We start from the raw sequence: 20,840 nt of genomic DNA on the forward strand, positions 1-20,840 counted from the left end.
TGGTCTTGTTTTAAAGAGCCGTAACCCCAGTTACGACAACATAATGACGCCAATCGCGTCGGTCGTCCGGCCGGCATCGTGTTGGCCGACCCGGGCGCCCCGCTTGCGGATGCGCGCCGGGTCCGTCGCCTGAACGAGACGCGTTCAAACTTCCCTTGTCTGCCGGGGTGCATGATCCACCGAGCAGGATACTTATTGAGCCGATCAACGCCATGAATCAACTCGTCCGTATGTCCCAGATTGGCGACGCCGAGACCGTCGAGGAGCCGTCGGCCGACCTGCGCGTGCCCTTCGCGCAGTCCGGAGCCTTCGTGTGCAAGTACATTATCGGTGAGCCGAACGACCGAGCCGTCTGTTGCGGGGCACCCGTGTCCGACGGCAAGAGCTGGTGCGCCTATCACCGCCGCATCGTGTTCGAGCCGACCCGGCCCGGCCGCATCCGCTGAGCGAAGCGTCTCTTCGTCCCGGCCGTCACTGTGTCCGCATGACCTGGATGACGGCGGGGGTGATGATGACCACGAACAGCACGGGCAGGAAGAACAAGATCATCGGCACGGTGAGTTTGGGCGGCAAGGCGGCCGCCTTTTTCTCGGCCTCGTTCATGCGCAGATCGCGGCTCTCCTGGCTCAGCACGCGCAGCGCCTGTCCCACCGGCGTGCCGTAGCGCTCCGCCTGGATCAGCGCGGTGGCGACGGATTTCACCGGCTCGAGGCCGGTGCGCAGCACCAGATTCTCGTAGGCCTGCCGCCGGTCGGGCAGAAACGACATCTCGGCGGTCATCAGGGCGAGTTCCTCGGCCAGCACGACCGAGGAGGTGGCGATCTCGGTGCTGACCTTCCGGAAGGCGTTCTCGATCGCCATGCCGGATTCCACGCAGATCAGCGTGAGATCGAGGGCGTCCGGCCACGCCTTTCGGATCTCGGTCTGGCGCTTCTTGGCGGCGTTGACCAGGAACAGCTCCGGCGCCTTGATGCCGGCATAGGCCGCGCCGACCACCAGCCCGAACCGCACGAGGTAGGATGAATCCAGAACCTCGAGCACGAACAGGTAGAACAGGGCCGCGATCACCGAGGCGAGCGGCACGACGAACCGGAAGAACAGGAACGCCGTCTCCGACCCCGGGCCGCGATAGCCTGCCTGCATCAGCATGCGCTTGGCCGTGTCGGTGCCGAGCCAGCGGCGCAGCTGGTACCGCTCGACGATGGACTTCATGTAGGCCTTCGGCTCCACGCGCAGCGTGGCCCGGGTCGCCGGCCCGTCCGCCTTCACCCGCTCGCGCCGCCGGATCTGCTCGCGCTCGTCGCTGACGAGCTTCATCCGCTTGCTGAGCTTGTCGGTTTCCAGGAAGGGCTGCGCCACCGCGTAGGCGGTCGCCGCCGCCGCGACCGCGGTCAGGAGCGTGCCCATGAAGCGGGGATCGAACAGCTTCTCGGCAATGTCTTCGATCATCGGGCGGAATCCGGCAGAGGGCGCACCGCGCCTAGAACTCGAACGCGATCATCTTCTTGATCGTGAAGATGCCGATGGACATCCAGATCGCCGCGCCGACCAGGGCGACCTTTCCGGTATCGGTCGTCCAGAGCAGCGAGATGTAGTCGGGGCTCGTCAGGGCGGTGATGCCCGCCACCGCGAAGGGCAGGCAGGCGATGATCGAGGCGGAGGCCTTGGCCTCCATGCTCATCGCCTGGACCTTGCCGCGCATCTTGGCGCGGTCGCGCAGCACCGTGGACAGGTTGTTCAGCGCCTCCGACAGGTTGCCGCCCGACTGCTGCTGGATGTTGATCACGATGGCGAAGAAGTTCACCTCGGCGGTGGGCACCCGCTCGAACAGCCGCGTGCACGCCTCGCCGAGCGACAGGCCCATGGCCTGTGTCTCCACGACGGTCCGGAACTCGCTGCGCACCGGCTCCTCGGCCTCGCGCGAGACCATGCGGAAGCAGTCGCCCACCGGGATGCCGGTTCGGATGCCGCGGACCACCACGTCCACGGCGTTGGGCAGCTCCTTGTTGAACTTCGCGATGCGCTTGAGCCGCAGGTGGCGCAGCAGCCACGCCGGCAGGCCGAAGCCCCCCGCGAAAGCGGCCCCGAGCGCCGCGAGGGCATTGTCGGTGATCACGAAGATCAGCAGCCCGAGGACGCCGCCGCTGGCGGCTGAGATCGTATAGAAGGTCCGCTTCGTCCATCCGAGGCCGGCGCGGGCGAGCTTCAGCTCCACGCTGGCCTTCGAGGCGCCCTTGGCCTTCGCCTCGATCTCGCTCAGCGTCTTGGCGACCTGCTCGCGCCGGTTGACCGCGACGCCCCGGGTCGCCGCGCCGGAGGCGGAGACGCTGATCGACTTCAGACGCTTGTTCGCCCGGCGCTCGCCGCCGAGCAGGGGCAGGACAGCCACGTAGGCGACCGCCGCGACCGCGATGCCGATGAGGCCCGCGGCGAGCGGCAGGTTGGAGGCGCCGGCGGCCGCGGCGGGCAGGTCCGGCATGCGCTCAGCTCCGGTCGATGATCTCGGCGGCGTCGAGCGCCTCGCCGAGCCGCTGTTCCAGGCCGTAGTAGCGGGCCCGCTCCCAGAATTTCGGCCGGCCGACGCCGGTGGAGCGGTGGCGCCCGATCAGCTTGCCGTTCGCGTCCTCCCCGACGATGTCGTAGAGGAAGACGTCCTGCGTTGTGATGACGTCGCCCTCCATCCCGAGCACCTCGGTGATGTGGGTGATGCGCCGCGAGCCGTCGCGCAGGCGCATGGCCTGGATCACCACGTCGATCGAGCCGCAGATCATCTCGCGCAGGGTCCGGGACGGCAGGGTGAACCCGCCCATCGAGATCATCGACTCGATACGCGACAGGCATTCGCGCGGGCTGTTGGCGTGGAGCGTGCCCATCGAGCCGTCGTGACCGGTGTTCATCGCCTGGAGCAGGTCGAAGGCTTCCGGTCCGCGCACCTCGCCGACGATGATCCGCTCCGGCCGCATGCGCAGGCAGTTCTTGACGAGATCGCGCATGGTGACCTGGCCCTGGCCCTCCATGTTGGGCGGCCGCGTCTCCAGGCGGACCACATGGGGCTGCTGGAGCTGCAGCTCGGCCGCGTCCTCGCAGGTGATCACCCGCTCGTCGTGCTCGATGAAGGCGGTCAGGCAGTTCAGCAGCGTGGTCTTGCCCGAGCCCGTGCCGCCCGAGATGACCACGTTGCAGCGCGACTGGCCGATGATCTTGAGAACCTCGGCGCCCTCGGGCGAGATCGCCCCGAAGCGGACGAGCTGCTCCAGGGTCAGCTTGTCCTTCTTGAACTTGCGGATGGTGAGTGCCGGGCCGTCGATGGCCAGCGGCGGCGCGATGACGTTGACGCGGGACCCGTCCGGCAGGCGCGCGTCGCAGATCGGCGAGGCGTCGTCGACGCGCCGGCCCACCTGGCTGACGATCCGCTGGCAGATGTTCATCAACTGCTGGTTGTCGCGGAACCGGACGCTGGTCAGCTGGATCTTGCCGCCGACCTCGATGAAGGTCCGGTGGGCGCCGTTGACCATGATGTCGGCGATGTCGTCGCGGGCGAGCAGCGGTTCCAGCGGGCCGTAGCCGAGGACGTCGTTGCAGATGTCGTCGAGCAGCTCCTCCTGCTCGGAGATCGACAGGACGATGTTCTTGAGCCCGATGATCTCCGTGACGATGTCGCGGATCTCCTCGCGCGCCGTCTCGGCATCGAGGCGCGAGAGCTGCGTCAGGTCGATCGCCTCGATCAGGGCGCCGAAGATCAGACTCTTCGTGCGGTAATAATCCTCGGACCGCGCGGTCTCGACGACGACCGGCGCCGCCGGTGCCGGACGCGCGACCGGAGCCGCCGCATCGCGCAGGACCGGCGTGGCCGGCGCCGGGGTCCGGGCCTGCGGTATCGGCGGGGGGGCCACCGATGTGCCGCCGGCGTGTCGCCTACCGAACATGGGTCAGCCCTCCGACGCTGACCTGCGGAGCCCGTGGGACGAAGGATCGTATCCGCATCAGGATGCCTTGCGGCCGGCGAGCTTGGCGAGCAGCGGCTCGAGCAGGCTCGGACGTCCCCGCCGGCTCTCCGGACGCCCGAGGGTCATGGCGGCCAGATCGTTGAACAGCTCCGCCACCTTCGATCCGGCCTGGATCTCGGCGATCATCTGGCCGTTATTGGCGGCGGTGCCGAACAGCGTCGGCTCGAACGGGATCGACAGGGCGACCGGGGTCTCCAGGGCCTTGGCGAACTCGGCTGTGCCGATCTCGGGCCGCTTCGGTACTCCGACGCCGTTCAGCAGGACGCGGGGGGGCTGGTCGTTCGGGCGCCCGTGCTTCAGCGCGCCGAGAAGGTTCTTGGCGTTGCGCAGGCAGGCGAGATCGGGACCGGCCACGATCAGGATCTCGTCGGCCGCGGTCAGGATGCGCTTCGACCACGCGTTCCACTGATGCGGGATGTCCAGGACCACGCAGGGTACGCTCGCCCGCATGTGCTCGATCAGCGCGTCGAAGGCCGGCTCGGACAGGTCGATGGTCCGGTCGAGGCTCGCCGGCGCCGAGAGCAGGCTCAGGTTGTCGCTGCACTTGGACAGCAGCCGCTCCACCAGGGCGGAATCCAGCCGCTCGGGGGCGAAGACCGCTTCGGCGATGCCCTGCGGCGGATCTTGGTTGAAGTTCAGCGAGGCGGTGCCGAAGGCGATGTCGAGATCGGCGATCACCGTCTGGACGCCTTGGTTCCGGGCAACCGACCACGCGAAATTGTGCGCCACCGTGGAGGCGCCGATGCCGCCTTTCACGCCGTAGACCGCCACGGTCCGTCCCACCGGCTTGACGCCCGGGGCCGTGAACAGGTCGGAGATCGCCGCGATCAGCGTCAGGGGCTCGACCGGCACCATGAGGTAGTCGGACACCCCGCGCTGGATCAACTGCCGGTAGAGCATCACGTCGTTGAGGTGGCCGATCACCACGACGCGGGTGCCCTCGTCGCAGACCTCGGCCAGGGCATCGAGGCACTCGATCGGCTTCGAGCGCGCGCCTTGGATCTCGATGATGATGACGTTGGGCGTCGGCGCGTGCCGATAGGCCTCGATCGCGGCGGCGCCGCCGCCCATCCGGACCTTGACCTGCGCCTTCTGCATGCGCCGGTCGAGGGCTGCGCCCTCGATCATCGCGGCGGTCTCGCCGGTCTCGCAGAATGCCTGGATGGTGATCCGGGGCACCGGGGCGATCGTGCGCTCGCTCGTCTCGGACAGGTCTGCCATGACGGCGCTTTCGGGTTCGCGTTCGGGGCGCGGCGTCGGGGAGCGGCGGGGCTGCCCGTCCCAACGCCGGCTGTCTCAGTTGGTGACTTGGGACTTCACGGCGGTCTGCCCATCTTGCCGCCATGTGGTTGACGGATCCTTGCCGTCCCGCAATTGCCCGATGTCCCGGACGCGCTTGACCGTATCGATCCGACCCTCGGGGCGGCCGCGCACGAGGTCGACCGGATCTGCGACCTGGGCGGCGACGTTAGACTGCGTGGCGCAGCCCAGGTTCCAGCTCGGCTGGTTGCTGTAATCGTAGGCGAAGCTTCGGGTCCCGAGATCCTGAGGCCAGAGGCCGCAGGCGTCGGACACCTTGGCCTGCATGCGCTGGAAGCTCAGCCGGATCGGCGCGGCGAGGGTCGGGGCGGTGACCACGTAGCCGGTGACGGTGATCTCGCGGACGCCGATGCCGTTCTGCGTCCCGAACCGGCCGAGCACCGAGGCGGTCCGCTGGACGGCGGCCACTTGGTTGGGCGGGACGCCCTGCGGAACCTCCATCAGCAGGGCGCCGCGGCCGTACCGGCGGTATTCGAGCATGAAGGCATCGACATCGGCCGCCTGGCGCGGATCCAGATGCCCTACGCCGGTGGGGAACACGTCGAGGTTGCGGGCCCCGTCCGTCAGGACGATCGGGTGGCGTGCGCGGTAATCCGTCACGTCGATCCCGCCGGTGGTGGCGGGATCGCTCTTGCAGGCCGCCGCGAGGGCGCCCAGCGTGCAGGCGGCGAGCAGGCTCGCGGCGCGGCGCGGCAGGGTGGGCGGGGGACGTCCGGTCATGGTTCCGATCCTGGGGCGCGGCGGTGACGCGGGGCGCTACTCGACGATGAAGCCGACGCGGCCGCGATAGGTGCGTCCGAGCGGCGGCGCGGCGGCCGCCCCGGGGGAGGCGACCTTGCCGTAGAGCCGGTTGATCTGGCCGAGCAGCACCGCCTGGCCGTCGGTGGAATCGACGAAGTTGTCGTCCGGCCGGCTCACCTGCTTCGGTTCCATCGTCCGGGCGATGTAGGGGGTGCACATGATCATCAGCTCCGTCTCCTGGCGCTGGTAGTCGCGGGAGCGGAACAGCGCGCCGAGGATCGGAAGATTGATCAGGCCGGGCAGGCCGGAGATCGCCTGCTTGTTCACCTGCTGGATCAGGCCGGCGGTCATCATCACGCCGCCCGAGGGCAGCTCGACGGTGGTCTCGGAGCGCCGCACCCGGGTGCCCGGCACCGCGACCGAGTTGTTCCCGACGACGTAGGTGAAGTTCTGCTGTGGATCGATCTCGGTCACGTCTGTTGCGACGCGGATCGAGATGCGGTTGTCGGCGAGCACCACCGGCGTGAACGACAGGGCGACGCCGTAGGGCTTGTAGGTGATGCCGGGGGTGCACACGCCGCCCACCGTGCAGGCGGCCGAGGATGGCACCGGGAACTCGCCGCCGGCCAGGAACTTCGCGGCCTCCCCGGAGATGGCGGTGAGCGTCGGCTCGGCCAGGATCCGCGAGACGCCCGCCTGCTCGAAGGCCTTCAGGGTCGCCTGCAGCGAGAAGCCGCCCGACTGGATCGAGGCCTGGATCTGGTTGCCGCTCGGAGCCGATGGGTTGATCGGGAACGGCAGGTTGTTGATCAGCGCCGGTGACGTCGCGGAACCGAGCGGGTTCAGCGCCGACCAGTTGCCGGTCATGTTGATCCCGAACTGCTTCAGGACGTTGCGCGACACCTCCACCACGGTGACGCGGAGCATCACCTGGTCCTTGTTGCGGATCGTGAGGTTGTTGATCACGGCGCCGCGCGCGCCCGCGGTGACACCGCCGCTCGGTGCCCCTGCGGCCCCCGCCGCGCCCCCGCCGCCCAGCCCCACGAACGCATTGGCGATGTCGATCGCCTGCTGCGCGTCCGCGGAGGAATTCACCGACCCCGAGAGCAGCACCGAGGCCCCCGAGGAGCGCACGTCGAAGCGCCCGCCCGGGATGCTCTGGCCGAGCAACTCGCGCAGGGTCCCGAGGTTGAGATCCCGCGCCACCGACACGTCGAGGGCGGCGATCTGGCGGCCCTCGGCATCCATGATGAAGATCGAGGTCGCGCCGTCGGCCATGCCGATCACGAAGACCTTGCGGGTCGAGCGAACCACGGCGTTGGCCACGGCGGGGTTGGCCACGAACACCTCCTTGGCGTCCCGCGGCAGGTCGACGATCACGGAGCGGCCGGCGGTCAGCTCGACACGCCGGGTCGAGGCGGATTCCGCGGCGCCGACCGTCAGGATCGGCGCGGGACCGAAGGTCTGGCGGTCCTGCGCGGGGGCCGGTCCGGACAGGACGGTCAGCAGGGCGAGGGCGCCAGCCGCGCGGCCGGCGGGGCGGCCCATCGGGCGCGGGTGGGGGGACTGAGCGGTCATGGCGATCACGGCGTCTGCTGCCGCGCGACGCCGAAGCGCACCACGGTCAAGGCGGGTTCGGGCATCTGCGCCACGGACGCATCGGCCAGCGGCGTGGCTTCGGGCGGCCGCCCGGCATCGGCGAGGCTGCGCAGCGAAAGGGTGAGGGCGCCGACCTTCTGGGCCAGCGCCAGGGTCTCGGCCTGCGCGGGCGTGACGGCCAGCGTCGCGGTCTCGCCGGTCACCACGTTGGTGCCGTTCTTCTCCTGGACCAGCTGCCCGATCGCGAGGACGCGGATGTCGGTCAGGATCGTCTGGGAGAGCTGCACGTCGCTGTTGTTGGCCCGCGAATTGGACTCGTCGCGGAACGTGCGGATCACGTCGACGCGGTCGTTCGGGAGGATGAAGCCGCCGGCCGAGTTGGTGCCGCGGCTGTCGGTGACGATGGCGACGGCGCGCATGCCGGCCGGCAGGATCGCCGCCATGAATCCGCTCTCCGGGCGCACGAGCTTCTGCGCGCGGATCGGCTCGCCCGCCAGGAAGCCTGCGCGCACCGAGGCGCCCACGGTCTCCTCGAGGGCCTTGGGGTTGATCTTGCGGGTCACGTAGCCTGCCGTCACGGCGCTGTCCGGCCAGGGTTGCCAGCGCAGATCAGCGGCCCGGAGAACCTGACCCATGGGCATGTCGATGGCGGCCACGAGCACGTCGGTCATCGGTTGCGGCGGCGCCTCGGCCTTCGGCGGCGGAGGCGGCGGTGGCGGATCGCCGCCGCTCATCAGGAAAGCCGCCCCGGTTCCCGCCGCGAGGGCGATACCGAGGACGGCGAAACGGGCTGGGTTCATCGCATCGCCACGCGCCGGAGACGGCCGAATTGCCGTCCATGACCCGAACCTGCGCGGGGATTCGTGTAATTATGGTTAAGGTATTATAACCTCTGGCGTTGTCGCCGGTCCGGAAACGGGGCGCCCGAGAAGCGCGTCACAATCCGCAGGATCCTTCAGCATCCGCCCGAACTCGGCCGTGGTGCATCACCGCTTCGTTACCTATCGTGCCACCGGAACCGCCTCAGAAGCGGGCGCTCGGGCGAACCGGGGGGAAACATGATCAGGACATTCGGCAGCGCGGTTTTGGCGGCTGCCCTCGCGGGGACCGCACTCGGCTCCGTTCCGGCGGCCGCGCAAGGGACCTTCTCGGACAATGCGGTCCGGATCGGCATCCTCAACGACCAATCCGGCCTCTACGCGGAGTATGGCGGTCAGGGCTCGGTCGAGGCCGCCCGCATGGCGGTGGAGGACATGGGCGGCAAGATCGGCAGCGTGCCGATCGAGATCCTCTCGTCCGACCACCAGAACAAGCCCGACATCGCCTCGGCGATCGCCCGGCAATGGTACGACCGCGACAATGTCGACGCGATCATGGAGCTGACCACGTCCTCGGTGGCGCTGGCGGTCCAGGGCCTGTCCAGGGAAAAGAAGAAGATCACCATCACCACCGGAGCGGCCACCAGCGACCTCACCGGCAAGGCCTGCACGCCCTACGGCTATCACTGGGCCTTCGACACGCGGGCGCTGGCGGTGGGCACCGGCGGCGCGCTGACCCGGGCGGGCGGCGACACGTGGTTCTTCCTCACCGCCGACTACGCCTTCGGCTCGGCGCTGGAGGCTGACACCAGCAAGGTGGTGCTCGCCAACGGCGGCAAGGTGCTGGGCAGCGTCCGGCACCCGCTCTCGAACCAGGACTTCTCGTCCTTCCTGCTCCAGGCGCAGGGCTCGAAGGCCAAGGTGATCGGGCTCGCCAATGCGGGGCTCGACACTTCGAACGCGATCAAGCAGGCCGCGGAATACGGCATCGTCGAAGGCGGCCAGAAGCTCGCGGCCCTGCTGTTCACCCTCTCAGAGGTGCACGGGCTCGGCCTGAAGGTCGCGCAGGGCCTGACGCTCACCGAGGGCTGGTACTGGGACGCCAACGACGAGACCCGGGCCTTCGGCCAGCGCTACATGAAGCGCACCGGCCGGATGCCCAACATGATCCAGGCCGGCACCTACTCGGCGGTCCTGTCCTACCTGAAGGCCGTCAAGGCGGCCGGCACCGACGAGACGGATGCGGTCAACGCCAAGCTCAAGGCGCTGCCGGTGGACGACGTCTTCGCCCATGGCGGGATCGTCCAGCCGAACGGCCGCATGGTGCACGACATGTACCTGTTCGAGGTCAAGAAGCCGGCCGAGTCGAAGGGCCCGTGGGATCTCTACCGGCAGCTCGCCACGATCCCCGGCAAGGAGGCCTTCGCGTCCCCGGCCGAGAGCGGCTGCCCGCTGACGGCGGCGAAGTAGGGTTTAGGACTCGTCGAACACCGCGCTGTGCGAGCCGATCCGAGCGCCAAGGCGGCGCTCGGATCACCGGCCTCGCGCCGCCTTGCCGCTCGCAACGAACCCTCTCACCCCGCCCAGACGCGCCGGTACAGCGCCACGATCTCGTCGGCGCTGGGCTCCAGCGGGTTGTTGGCCGGGGAGCCGGAGGCCAGCGCCTGGGCCGCCATGGTGGGAAGCAGCGCCTCCCAGCGGGCCGGGTCGATCCCGTATTCCTGCGGCCCCGGCACGTCGAGGTCGTCGTTGAGCGCCTCCAGTTCCGACACCAGGGCCGAGACCGCGGACCGGTCGTCGGTGTCCGGCCCGGCGATCTTCATGGCGCGGGCGCAGGCCGCGTAGCGGTCGATGGCGGCCGGGGCCGAGAAGGCCGTGACCGCCGGCAGCAGCATCGCGTTCGAGAGCCCGTGGGCCACGTGGAAATGTGCCCCGATCGGCCGGCTCATGCCGTGGACCAGCGCCACCGAGGCGTTCGAGAAGGCGATGCCCGCCTGGGTGGCCCCGAGCATCATCGCCTCCCGGGCCGCCCGATCGCCCGGATCGGTCCAGACCCGCCGCAGGTTCGGGGCGATCAGGCCCATCGCCTGAAGTGCCAGCCCGTCCGAGAACATGTTCGCCTTGCGCGAGACGTAGGCCTCGATGGCATGGGTCAGCGCGTCGATGCCGGTATCCGCCGTGAGCCGCTTGGGCTTGGTGAGCGTCAGTTCGTAATCCACCAGCGCCGCCACCGGCAGGTAGGCGAGCCCGATGCACAGCATCTTCTCGTCCGAGGCCTCGTCGGTCACGATGGTGAAGCGGGTGGCCTCCGAGCCGGTGCCGGCGGTGGTGGGGATCGCCACGATCGGCAGGCCGGGCTCGTCCTGCTGACGGGGCGCCTTGTAGTCGCGCATGTGGCCGCCGTGGCGGGCGAGCACCGCCACCGCCTTGGCGGTGTCCATCGGGCTGCCGCCGCCGAAGCCGACCACGCAGTCGAAGTCGCCCGCCTGCAGGGCGGCGAGCGCCGCCTCCACGGAGGCGACGGTCGGGTCCGGCACGGTCTCGGAGAATATCGTCGCCTTGGCGCCCGCCTTGGTCAGCCGTTCCAGCAGCGTGTCGGTGCGTCCGCTGCCGGCGAGGTAGGGGTCGGTGACCAAGAAGGGCCGCGACAGGCCGAGCTGGCCGAGCACCTCCGGCAGGAGCCGCGAGGCGCCGGCGCCGACGCGCATCAGCCGGGGCAGGGCGATCGAGGCGACCATCTCTTGATCCTTCCACCCGGCGCGTGACCTGACCTGCCGGAGCCGGCCGATCTTACGGCGCCGGCGGATTCCGCGAAACCGTCCCGGCTTACACCGCCGGCCCGGCGAACAGCGCCCCCGCGGCCTTCACCTCTCCGGCGATGAACCCCGCCACGGCGCGGATATGGGCCGCCTTCCGGTGGTCCTCGTGGATGTGCATGTGGAACGAGCGCGTCAGCGAGACCGCCTCCGGCAGCACCGGCACGAGGCCGGGATGCGCCGCCGCGATGAAGGCCGGCAGGATGCACAGGCCGGCTCCGCCGAGCGTCGCGTGGACCTGGGCCAGGAGGTTGGTCGAGCGCAGCCGCGCCGAGACCGCGGGGCCGAGTGCCCCGAGGTAGTTCAACTCGCGGGTGAAGAGCATGTCCTCGATGTAGCCGACGAACGGATGGGCCGGCAGGTCCGCGAGCTCGGCGATCGGGGGCGCGGCCGCGCGGTAGGATTCGGCCGCGTAGACGAACAGCCGGTAATCGGTGAGCCGGCGTGCCACCACCCGGGCCTGCTGCGGGCCGGAGAGGCTGATCACGATGTCGGCCTCGCGCTTGGACAGGCTGAAGATCCGGGCGGTGGCCATGATCTCCACCTCCAGCCCCGGATGGCGGGCGGTGAGCCGGTGCATCCGGGGGGCGAGGAACACGCTGCCGAAGCCGTCCGGCGCGCCGATCCGCACCGTGCCGGAGACCGTCTGGGCCGCCCCCGTGGCGGCGCTCGCCGACAGGAAGGCGCTCTCCATGGCCTCGGCGACGCCCAGCAGGTTCGCCCCGTCCTCGGTGAGCGCGTAGCCGAGATTGCTGCGATGGAACAGGCGGGCGCCGAGACCCTCCTCCAGGGCGCGGATCCGCCGGCCGACCGTGGTGTGCTCGGTGCCGGTGCGTGCTCCGGCGACGCTCAGGGTCCCGGTCCGCGCCACCGCGAGGAAGAAGCGCAGGTCGTCCCAGTTGGGCCCCGTCCTGGCCATGGCCGCACTCCCGCTGTGCATCGATGCACGACGGCTGTAAGCGCATCCGGCTTTATCGCTCAAGGGATCCTGTTAGGGTGCATCAAAATCAAACGCATCATCACAGGGAGGCGCGCATGCGCACGATCGGGCACTTCATCGGCGGCCGGGCTGTCGGCGGCGAGAGCGGGCGGTTCGCCGACGTGTTCCATCCCTCGACCGGCGAGGTCCAGGCCAAGGTGGCGCTGGCCAGCAAGGCCGAGATGCGCGCCGCCGTCGAGAACGCGGCGGCGGCCCAGCCGGCCTGGGCGGCCACCAACCCGCAGAAGCGCGCCCGCGTGATGATGCGCTTCCTTGAGCTGATCCGCGCCGAGAACGATTCCCTGGCTGAGCTTCTCGCCTCCGAGCACGGCAAGACCGTGCCGGACGCCAAGGGCGACATCCAGCGCGGCGTCGAGGTGGTGGAGTTCGCCTGCGGGATCCCGCACCTGCTCAAGGGCGAGTACACGGAGGGCGCCGGGCCCGGCATCGACGTCTATTCCCTGCGCCAGCCGCTGGGCGTGGTCGCCGGCATCACGCCGTTCAATTTCCCGGCCATGATCCCGCTGTGGAAATGCGCTCCGGCGATCGCCTGCGGCAACGCCTTCATCCTGAAGCCGTCCGAGCGCGACCCGAGCGTGCCGATCCGCATCGCCGAAATCTTCCTGGAGGCGGGCCTGCCGCCCGGCATCCTCAACGTCGTCAACGGCGACAAGGAAGCGGTCGACGCGATCCTAGATGATGAGGACATCAAGGCGGTGGGCTTCGTCGGCTCGTCGCACATCGCCGAATACATCTACGTGCGCGCCGCCGAGACGGGGAAGCGTGCGCAGTGCTTTGGCGGCGCCAAAAACCACATGATCATCATGCCGGACGCCGACATGGGCCAGGCGGTCGACGCGCTGATCGGCGCCGGCTACGGCTCGGCCGGCGAGCGCTGCATGGCGATCTCGGTGGCGGTGCCGGTGGGCGAGAAGACCGCCGACCGGCTGATGGAGAAGCTGATCCCGCGGGTCGAGTCGCTCAAGATCGGTCCGTCGCATGACGGCTCGGCCGATTACGGCCCCCTGGTCACCGCCGAGGCGGTCCGGAAGGTCGCGGGCTACATCGACCAGGGCGTCTCCGAGGGCGCCGAGCTCGTGGTCGACGGCCGCGGCTTCAAGCTCCAGGGCTACGAGAACGGCTTCTACATGGGCGGCTCGCTGTTCGACCGCGTGACCCCCGACATGACCATCTACAAGGAAGAGATCTTCGGCCCGGTGCTCTCGGTCGTGCGGGCGAAGGATTACGAGGAGGCGCTGGCGCTGCCCTCGACCCACCAGTACGGCAACGGCGTCGCGATCTTCACCCAGGACGGCGACGCGGCCCGGGACTTCACCGCCCGGGTGAACGTCGGCATGGTCGGCGTCAACGTGCCGATCCCGGTCCCGATCGCCTACCACACCTTCGGCGGCTGGAAGCGCTCGGGCTTCGGCGACCTGAACCAGCACGGGCCGGACTCGATCCGCTTCTATACGAAGACCAAGACCGTGACGCAGCGCTGGCCGAGCGGCATCAAGAGCGGGGCGGAATTCTCGATCCCGACGATGCGGTAGGCCGCGACGGTCCAAGGATGGGGCGCGGGTCCCTCTCCCGTGCGGGAGAGGGACAGGGTGAGGGGCGGGGACTCTCCGGAAAGACCTGATCCCTCACTCCAACCCTCTCCCGCACGGGAGAGGGGGCACGTCGCGCATCGTGGCAGCGGATGTGCGAGCCCCGTGCAGTTGGGTGGCGAACGAGAGGAAGTGCCCAATGAGTTTCGGGCTCGACGAGGACCGGATCGCGATCCGCGAGATGGCACAGGGCTTCGCAGCCGAGCACATCGCCCCCCACGCCCTCGACTGGGACCGCGACAAGACCTTCCCGGTCGAGACCCTGCGGGCGGCCGCCGCCCTCGGCATGGCGGGAATCTACGTCCGCGAGGATCTCGGCGGCTCCGGCCTCTCCCGCCTCGACGCGACCCTGATCTTCGAGGCGCTCAGCACCGGCTGCCCGACCGTGGCGGCGTTCCTGTCGATCCACAATATGTGCGCCTGGATGATCGACGCCTACGGCGACGACGACCAGCGCCGGCGCTGGATCCCGTACCTGATGGGGATGGAGCGGATCGCCAGCTACTGCCTGACCGAGCCGGGCTCGGGCTCCGACGCGGCGGCGCTCCGCACCCGCGCCGAGCGCGACGGCGACCATTACGTCCTCACCGGCGAGAAGCAGTTCATCTCGGGGGCCGGTGCCAGCGACCTCTACGTCTGCATGGTCCGCACCGGCGAGGCCGGCCCTTCGGGCATCTCGGCCATCGTGGTGGAGAAGGGGACGCCCGGCCTCTCCTTCGGCGCCGACGAGCGCAAGATGGGCTGGAACGCCCAACCGACCCGCGCCGTACGCTTCGACGGCTGCAGCGTGCCGGTGGCCAACCGCCTGGGCGCCGAGGGCCAGGGGTTCCGCATCGCCATGAGCGGCCTCGACGGCGGGCGGCTCAACATCGCCGCCTGCTCCCTCGGGGGCGCCCAGGCGGCCCTCGACAAGGCGCTCGCCTATATGGGCGACCGGCGCGCCTTCGGGGCGAAGCTCACCGATTTCCAGGCCCTGCAGTTCCGGCTTGCCGACATGGCGACCAGCCTGGAGGTCTCGCGCACCTTCCTGCGCCATGCGGCCTCCGCCCTCGACGCCAAGGATCCCGCCGCCACCCAGCTCTGCGCCATGGCCAAGCGCCACGTCACCGACGCGGCCTTCGCGGTGGCGAACGACGCGCTCCAGCTCCACGGCGGCTACGGCTACCTCGCCGAGTACGGGGTGGAGAAGATCGTCCGGGATCTGCGCGTGCACCAGATCCTCGAAGGCACCAACGAGATCATGCGGGTGATCATCGCCCGCGCGCTGACCGGAGACCGCCGATGACCGACGTGATCGTCGAGCGGGTCGGCGCCCTGGGGCGCCTGCGCCTCGACCGCCCGAAGGCCCTGAACGCTCTGACCCACGGCATGGTCGGCACGATCGATCGGGCCCTCGATGAGTTCTCCGCCGATCCCGGCATCGCGGCGGTGCTGCTCACCGGGGAGGGGGAGCGGGGGCTGTGCGCCGGCGGCGACCTGCGCGGCCTCTACGAGAGCGACGGCACGGCCTTCGCCGAATCCTTCTGGCGGGACGAGTACCGCCTCGACGCCCGCATCGCCCAGTACGAGAAGCCCTTCGTGGCGGTGATGGACGGCATCACCATGGGCGGCGGGGTCGGCCTGTCGGGTCATGCCGCCCACCGGATCGTCACCGAGCGCTCGCGCATCGCCATGCCGGAGACCGGGATCGGCTATCTGCCGGATGTCGGCGGCACGTGGCTCCTGCCCCGCGCGCCCGGCGAGCTCGGCACCTATCTCGGCCTGACCGGCGAGCCGGTCGGTGCCGCCGACGCGATCCTGTGCGGGTTGGCCGACGCGATGGTGCCGTCCCGGGCCCTTCCCGATCTCCTCGACGCGCTCTCGGCCCTGTCGCCGGATGCCGGCGACGCGGGCGTGCGGGACCTGATCGGGCGTCTCGCCCGGGAACCGGATCCGGCGCCCCTGGCCGCACACCGGAGCATGATCGACCGCTGCTTCGCCTTCGACATGGTCGACGAGATCCTGGCGGCGCTGGCGGCCGACGGCTCGGATTTCGCGGCGGCGACCCGCGACATCCTGCTGACGAAGTCGCCGTCGAGCCTCGTCCTGACGCTCTGCCTGCTGCGCCTCGGGCGCGGCGCGCCGAGCCTGGAGGCCTGCCTGGAACGCGAGTTCCACGCGTCCCTGGCGGTGCTGGACGAGGGCGATTTCCGCGAGGGCATCCGCGCCGCCGTGATCGACAAGGACAAGACCCCGCGCTGGAACCCGCCGAGCCTCGACGCGGTCGATCCGGCCCGGATCGCCCGCTGGCTGGAGAAGCGGGCGGCGCCGGTCTTTCCAGAATCGCGCACTGGGGCGGTGTGATGAGGCTTCGTCTTCACCCACTCATCCCCTCATCCTGAGGCGCCGGAGCGCAGCGGAGGCCTCGAAGAAGGGCTCCAGGGATTGCGGCGTGTTCTGGAGCCCTCCTTCGAGGCCCGCTGACGCGGGCACCTCAGGATGAGGGCGAGGGTGGGACAGGCGATAAACAACTCAGGGAGGACGGGATGGCACAGACCATCGGGTTCATCGGTCTCGGCAACATGGGCGGACCCATGGCGGCCAACCTCGTGAAGGCGGGCCATACGGTGCGCGGCTTCGACCTTGTCCCGGCCTCGCTCGAGGCCGCCCGCGCCGAGGGGATTACCGTTGCGGGCTCGGCCCTGGCGGCGGCCGAGGGCGCGGACGTGGTCATCACCATGCTGCCCGCCGGACGGCACGTGGTCGAGGTCTGGACGCAGCTCGCCGCGGCGCTGCCGGCCGGCACTCTGCTGATCGATTCCTCTACCGTCGACGTCGAGAGCGCCCGCAAGGCCCACGCCCTCGCGGAGGCGCAGGGCTGCCTGTCGGTGGACGCGCCGGTCTCCGGCGGGACCGGCGGCGCCAAGGCCGGGACGCTGACTTTCATGGCCGGTGGCGCCGAGGCCGCCTTCGCGAAGGCCGAGCCTCTGCTCAAGGCGATGGGCAAGAACGTGTTCCATTGCGGCGATGCCGGCGCCGGGCAGGCGGCCAAGATCTGCAACAACATGATCCTCGGCATCTCGATGATCGGCGTCAGCGAGGCTTTCGCGCTCGGCGAGAAGCTCGGCCTGTCGCACCAGGCGCTCTACGACGTGGCCTCGGTCTCCTCGGGCCAATGCTGGTCGCTGACCACCTACTGCCCGGTTCCGGGCCCGGTGCCGACCTCGCCGGCCAACAACGGCTACAAACCGGGCTTTGCGGCGGCGCTGATGCTCAAGGATCTCCGGCTCGCCCAGGCCGCCGCCCTGGCCTCCGGCGCCGCGACACCCCTCGGCGCAGAGGCCGCGCAGGTCTACGGATTGTTCGAGGGCGCCGGTCACGGGGGAGAGGACTTTTCCGCGATCATCAATATGCTCCGCGGGCAGGGAGGCGAGTCGTGAGCGACGCGTACGAGACGATCCTGACGGAGACGCGCGGGCGCGTCCTTCTGATCACCCTCAACCGGCCGAAGGCGCTGAACGCCATCAACGCACAGCTCACCGGCGAGGTGATCCGGGCGGCCACCGAGGCCGATGCGGATCCGAATATCGGCTGCATCGTCATCACCGGTTCGGCCAAGGCCTTCGCGGCCGGGGCCGACATCAAGGAGATGCAGCACGCCACCTACGCGGAGATGTACGCGGGCGACCGGTTCGCCGACTGGGACCGCTTCATCGCCGTGCGCACGCCGATCATCGCCGCGGTGGCGGGGTACGCGCTGGGCGGTGGCTGCGAGCTCGCCATGATGTGCGACATCATCCTGGCCGCCGACACCGCACAGTTCGGTCAGCCCGAGATCAAGCTCGGGGTGATGCCGGGAATCGGCGGCAGCCAGCGGCTCACCCGCTTCGTCGGCAAGGCCAAGGCCATGGAGATGTGCCTGACCGGCCGGATGATGGATGCCGCCGAGGCGGAGCGTTCGGGCCTCGTCTCGCGGGTGATCGCCGCCGACCGGCTCCTCGACGAGGCCATGACGGCGGCCGCGACCATCGCGGCGATGTCGCTGCCGATCGCCATGATGACCAAGGAGGCGGTCAACCGCGCCTACGAGACCACGCTGACCGAGGGCATCCGCTTCGAGCGGCGGGTCTTCCATGCCATGTTCGCCACCAAGGACCAGAAGGAGGGCATGGCCGCCTTCGTGGAGAAGCGGCCGCCTCGGTTCGAGAATACCTGAGCGCAGCCCGCCCCGGCCGATGGGGTCGGGGCGCCAAGACCACAAGACGGGGAGGGGAACGACCATGCCGAGCTTCCGGGAGGCCCGCGACCTTCTGCTGGCCCATCGCACCGATTATGGCGCTGCCGTCTCGGCTTTCGCGTGGCCGGATCCGGTGCCGTTCAACTGGGCGCTCGACTGGTTCGATGCCGTCCTCGCCGGTCCCGAGAGCCGCGACCGGGCCGCCCTGCGGATCGTCGAGGCCGGCAGCGGGGCCGAGCAGAGCCTCACCTTCGGGGAGATCGCCCGCCGCTCCAACCAGGTGGCCAACCACCTGCGGCAGCTCGGCCTGAAGCGCGGCGACCACCTGCTCCTGCTGCTGGGCAACGTGCCGTCCCTGTGGGAGACCATGCTGGCGGCGATGAAGCTCGGCGCCGTTGTCATCCCGGCGACCACGCTGCTCACCGCCGACGAGCTGGCCGACCGCCTCGCCCGCGGGCGCCCGCGGGCGATCGTGGCCGGGCCGGAGCAGATCGCGCGGTTCGCCGGCCTCGACACGGGCGGCGCCATCCGCCTCGTCACCGGGGCTGCGACGGAGGGCTGGGCGGCCTACGACGACGCGTTCGGGGCCCCGGAGACCTTCGCGCCGGACGGGCCAACCGGGGCCGACGACCCGATGCTCCTCTACTTCACCTCCGGCACGACGGCGAAGCCGAAGCTGGTCCGTCACAGCCACCGTTCCTACCCGGTGGGAGCGCTCTCGACGATGTACTGGCTCGGGCTCCAGCCCGGCGACGTGCATTGCAACGTCTCCTCGCCGGGCTGGGCGAAGCACGCCTGGTCCTCGTTCTTCGCGCCCTGGAATGCCGGCGCGACGATCCTGGTGATCAATCAAGCGCCGTTCAACGCCGCCGCCCTGCTGGCGCAGCTGGAACGCACCGGTGCCACCACGCTGTGCGCGCCGCCGACCGTGTGGCGGATGATCATTCAGGAGGATCTGACCGGGAAGCGGCTCGCCCTGCGCGAGGTCTGCGCGGCGGGCGAGCCCTTGAATCCCGAAGTGATCGAGCGGGTGAAGAGCGCCTGGGGCCTCACGATCCGCGACGGCTACGGCCAGACCGAGACCACGGCGCTCATGGCCAACACCCCGGGACAGCCGGTGGTGCCGGGCGCCCTGGGTCGGCCCCTGCCGGGCTACCGGGTGCGCGTCCTCGACCTCGACGGCCAGCCGGCCTCAGAGGGCGAGGTCTGCCTGGAACTCGGCGCGTACCGGCCCGCGGGCCTGATGCAGGGCTACGACGACGGCCAGGGCCATCTGTCGGGAGCCGACGGCGATCTCTACCATACCGGCGATGTCGCCTTCGTGGACGATCAGGGCTGTTACACCTTCGTGGGACGTGCCGACGACGTGTTCAAGTCGTCGGGCTACCGGATCAGCCCCTTCGAACTGGAGAGCGTGCTGATCGAGCATCCGGCCGTGGCCGAGGCGGCGGTGGTGCCGGTGCCCGATCCGATGCGCCACACCATCCCGAAAGCCTACGTGTCCCTGGTGGCGGGGGCCACGCCTGGGCCGGAGACGGCGCTCGACATCTTCCGCTTCACCAATGCCCGGCTCGCGACGTTCAAGCGCCTGCGCGGCCTCGAATTCGTCACCGACCTGCCCAAGACGATCTCGGGCAAGATCCGGCGGGTGCAACTGCGCCGCCTGGAGCACGAGGGCATCACCGAGGATCCGCACCGGGGCCGGGCCTACACGCAGGCGGACTTCCCGGAACTGAAGGGTGAGGCGGAGCGCAAGCTCGACCAGACCGCGGGCTGACCGCGTCCACGCCGTCGTCGCACGCCAGCGAAGCGATCCGGGGCAGCGCGACGCCGGCCGATGGGGCGCCAGGGAATTGCCGGGCTCCGCTCGCAACGACGATGGCGCCCCGCCAAGACTGCATGTTGGCGGGTGACAAACCCTCAAGGTTTCCGTTTCCTCAAACCGAAGCCCGCGATTTACAAGGCTTCTCAAGTCTCCCGTCGACGCTGCCGCATGTCAGCCGGCCCGCGCCGGCCGATCGATAAAATTGCGCGCATCCGCTTCAGCGGCGCGGAGGCTCTGCGGCGCAATCCTGTTCTCAACAACGGGGACGGGTTCGATGGGCGCGGGGCTTCTCAAGACGGTTCGGGGGATGCTGGTCGGAGCAGCGACGCTGCTCGGCCTCGCCGCCACGGCCCAGGCGCAGACGCTTGCGAGCCTGCCGACGGAAGACAATGCCCGGGTGCTGGGCGACGCCAAGCCGATCGCGGCCTGGGTGACCTTCTGCCAGAACTACGCGGCCGAATGCGCGCTCGACCGGGGCGAGCCGGCCCGGATCAGCCTGACGCCCGCCACCTGGGCGACGATCGTGTCGGTGAACCGGCGGGTCAACAAGGCGGTCGAGCCGATGACCGATCAGGACCACCTGCACGTGGCCGACCGGTGGGATCTGGCCGAGGACGGCATCGGCGACTGCGAGGACTTCCAGCTGCTCAAGCGCCATCTGCTGGCCCAGGCCGGCCTGCCGCGGCGGGCGATGCGCATGACCGTGGTGATCGACGAGAAGGGCGAGGGCCACGCGGTGCTCACCCTGATCACCGACCGGGGCGACCTGGTGCTCGACAACAAGACCAACGCGATCCTGCCCTGGCACAAGACCGGCTACGTGTTCATCAAGCGCGAGAGCCAGGACGCCGTCGCCTGGGTCTCGCTCGGCGGCGTCACCTCCCCGGTCACCACCGCCAACCGCTGATC

18 protein-coding genes are annotated in these 20,840 nt (G+C 69.8%); 9 read left to right on the top strand and 9 right to left on the bottom strand.

What is annotated here, in order from left to right; genetic code table 11:
• Positions 1-212 precede the first annotated feature (212 nt).
• Entirely contained in the window at positions 213-446 is a 234-nt protein-coding gene (locus BM396_RS25330; protein ID WP_020095642.1) for a GcrA family cell cycle regulator, read from the top strand.
• Positions 447-471: 25 nt separating this feature from the next.
• Here BM396_RS25330 and BM396_RS25335 read toward each other — a convergent pair whose 3' ends face one another.
• The 7 genes from BM396_RS25335 to cpaB form a co-directional block, all read right to left on the bottom strand.
• Entirely contained in the window at positions 472-1,449 is a 978-nt protein-coding gene (locus BM396_RS25335) for a type II secretion system F family protein (RefSeq protein WP_043385697.1), read from the bottom strand.
• 31 nt (positions 1,450-1,480) lie between these two features.
• Positions 1,481-2,479 carry a type II secretion system F family protein gene (locus BM396_RS25340; RefSeq protein WP_043385699.1) on the bottom strand — a complete coding sequence of 333 codons (999 nt, stop codon included), beginning with the start codon at positions 2,477-2,479 and terminating at the stop codon, positions 1,481-1,483.
• A 4-nt stretch (positions 2,480-2,483) separates the two neighbouring features.
• A complete protein-coding gene (locus BM396_RS25345) occupies positions 2,484-3,926 on the bottom strand; it encodes a TadA family conjugal transfer-associated ATPase (RefSeq protein WP_043385702.1) in 1,443 nt (480 codons plus the stop codon).
• Between the two features lie 57 nt (positions 3,927-3,983).
• Positions 3,984-5,228 (bottom strand): CpaE/TadZ family protein, encoded by a 1,245-nt coding sequence (locus BM396_RS25350; protein WP_043349286.1) that lies wholly within the window; start codon positions 5,226-5,228, stop codon positions 3,984-3,986.
• Between the two features lie 75 nt (positions 5,229-5,303).
• The gene (locus BM396_RS25355; protein ID WP_051976176.1) at positions 5,304-6,047 is read right to left on the bottom strand and encodes a CpaD family pilus assembly protein; all 744 of its coding nucleotides are present in this window, start codon (positions 6,045-6,047) and stop codon (positions 5,304-5,306) included.
• A gap of 36 nt (positions 6,048-6,083) precedes the next feature.
• Entirely contained in the window at positions 6,084-7,616 is a 1,533-nt protein-coding gene (locus tag BM396_RS25360) for a type II and III secretion system protein family protein (protein WP_091995005.1), read from the bottom strand.
• Between the two features lie 35 nt (positions 7,617-7,651).
• Positions 7,652-8,467: a Flp pilus assembly protein CpaB gene (cpaB, locus tag BM396_RS25365; protein ID WP_043349290.1), complete on the bottom strand. Its 816-nt coding sequence runs from the start codon at positions 8,465-8,467 to the stop codon at positions 7,652-7,654.
• A gap of 258 nt (positions 8,468-8,725) precedes the next feature.
• Here cpaB and BM396_RS25370 point away from each other — a divergent pair, with 258 nt between their 5' ends.
• Complete coding sequence (locus BM396_RS25370) at positions 8,726-9,955, top strand: ABC transporter substrate-binding protein (RefSeq protein ID WP_043385708.1); 1,230 nt, start codon at positions 8,726-8,728, stop codon at positions 9,953-9,955.
• 104 nt (positions 9,956-10,059) lie between these two features.
• Here BM396_RS25370 and BM396_RS25375 read toward each other — a convergent pair whose 3' ends face one another.
• Both BM396_RS25375 and BM396_RS25380 read right to left on the bottom strand, forming a co-directional pair.
• The gene (locus BM396_RS25375) at positions 10,060-11,223 is read right to left on the bottom strand and encodes an iron-containing alcohol dehydrogenase (RefSeq protein ID WP_043385711.1); all 1,164 of its coding nucleotides are present in this window, start codon (positions 11,221-11,223) and stop codon (positions 10,060-10,062) included.
• A gap of 88 nt (positions 11,224-11,311) precedes the next feature.
• Positions 11,312-12,220: a LysR family transcriptional regulator gene (locus BM396_RS25380; protein ID WP_043385714.1), complete on the bottom strand. Its 909-nt coding sequence runs from the start codon at positions 12,218-12,220 to the stop codon at positions 11,312-11,314.
• Positions 12,221-12,336: 116 nt separating this feature from the next.
• Between BM396_RS25380 and BM396_RS25385 the strand changes: the two genes are divergently transcribed.
• From BM396_RS25385 to BM396_RS25415, 7 genes are all read left to right on the top strand, one after another.
• The gene (locus BM396_RS25385; protein WP_043385717.1) at positions 12,337-13,833 is read left to right on the top strand and encodes a CoA-acylating methylmalonate-semialdehyde dehydrogenase; all 1,497 of its coding nucleotides are present in this window, start codon (positions 12,337-12,339) and stop codon (positions 13,831-13,833) included.
• 196 nt (positions 13,834-14,029) lie between these two features.
• On the top strand, positions 14,030-15,175 hold the full coding sequence (locus tag BM396_RS25390) for an isobutyryl-CoA dehydrogenase (protein ID WP_043385719.1): 1,146 nt from the start codon (positions 14,030-14,032) through the stop codon (positions 15,173-15,175).
• On the top strand, positions 15,172-16,233 hold the full coding sequence (locus BM396_RS25395) for an enoyl-CoA hydratase/isomerase family protein (protein ID WP_043385722.1): 1,062 nt from the start codon (positions 15,172-15,174) through the stop codon (positions 16,231-16,233). The genes BM396_RS25390 and BM396_RS25395 overlap by 4 nt, the downstream gene beginning before the upstream one ends.
• 182 nt (positions 16,234-16,415) lie before the next feature.
• Positions 16,416-17,309: a 3-hydroxyisobutyrate dehydrogenase gene (mmsB, locus tag BM396_RS25400; protein ID WP_043385725.1), complete on the top strand. Its 894-nt coding sequence runs from the start codon at positions 16,416-16,418 to the stop codon at positions 17,307-17,309.
• The gene (locus tag BM396_RS25405; protein ID WP_043385729.1) at positions 17,306-18,085 is read left to right on the top strand and encodes an enoyl-CoA hydratase; all 780 of its coding nucleotides are present in this window, start codon (positions 17,306-17,308) and stop codon (positions 18,083-18,085) included. The genes mmsB and BM396_RS25405 overlap by 4 nt, the downstream gene beginning before the upstream one ends.
• Before the next feature lie 64 nt (positions 18,086-18,149).
• Complete coding sequence (locus BM396_RS25410) at positions 18,150-19,883, top strand: AMP-binding protein (protein ID WP_043385732.1); 1,734 nt, start codon at positions 18,150-18,152, stop codon at positions 19,881-19,883.
• 322 nt (positions 19,884-20,205) lie between these two features.
• Positions 20,206-20,838, top strand: a complete 633-nt coding sequence (locus BM396_RS25415) for a transglutaminase-like cysteine peptidase (RefSeq protein WP_043356110.1) — start codon at positions 20,206-20,208, stop codon at positions 20,836-20,838.
• Positions 20,839-20,840: the final 2 nt, after the last annotated feature.

The sequence above is a fragment of the Methylobacterium sp. UNCCL125 genome (assembly GCF_900116795.1).
Taxonomy (GTDB): Bacteria; Pseudomonadota; Alphaproteobacteria; order Rhizobiales; family Beijerinckiaceae; genus Methylobacterium; species Methylobacterium fujisawaense.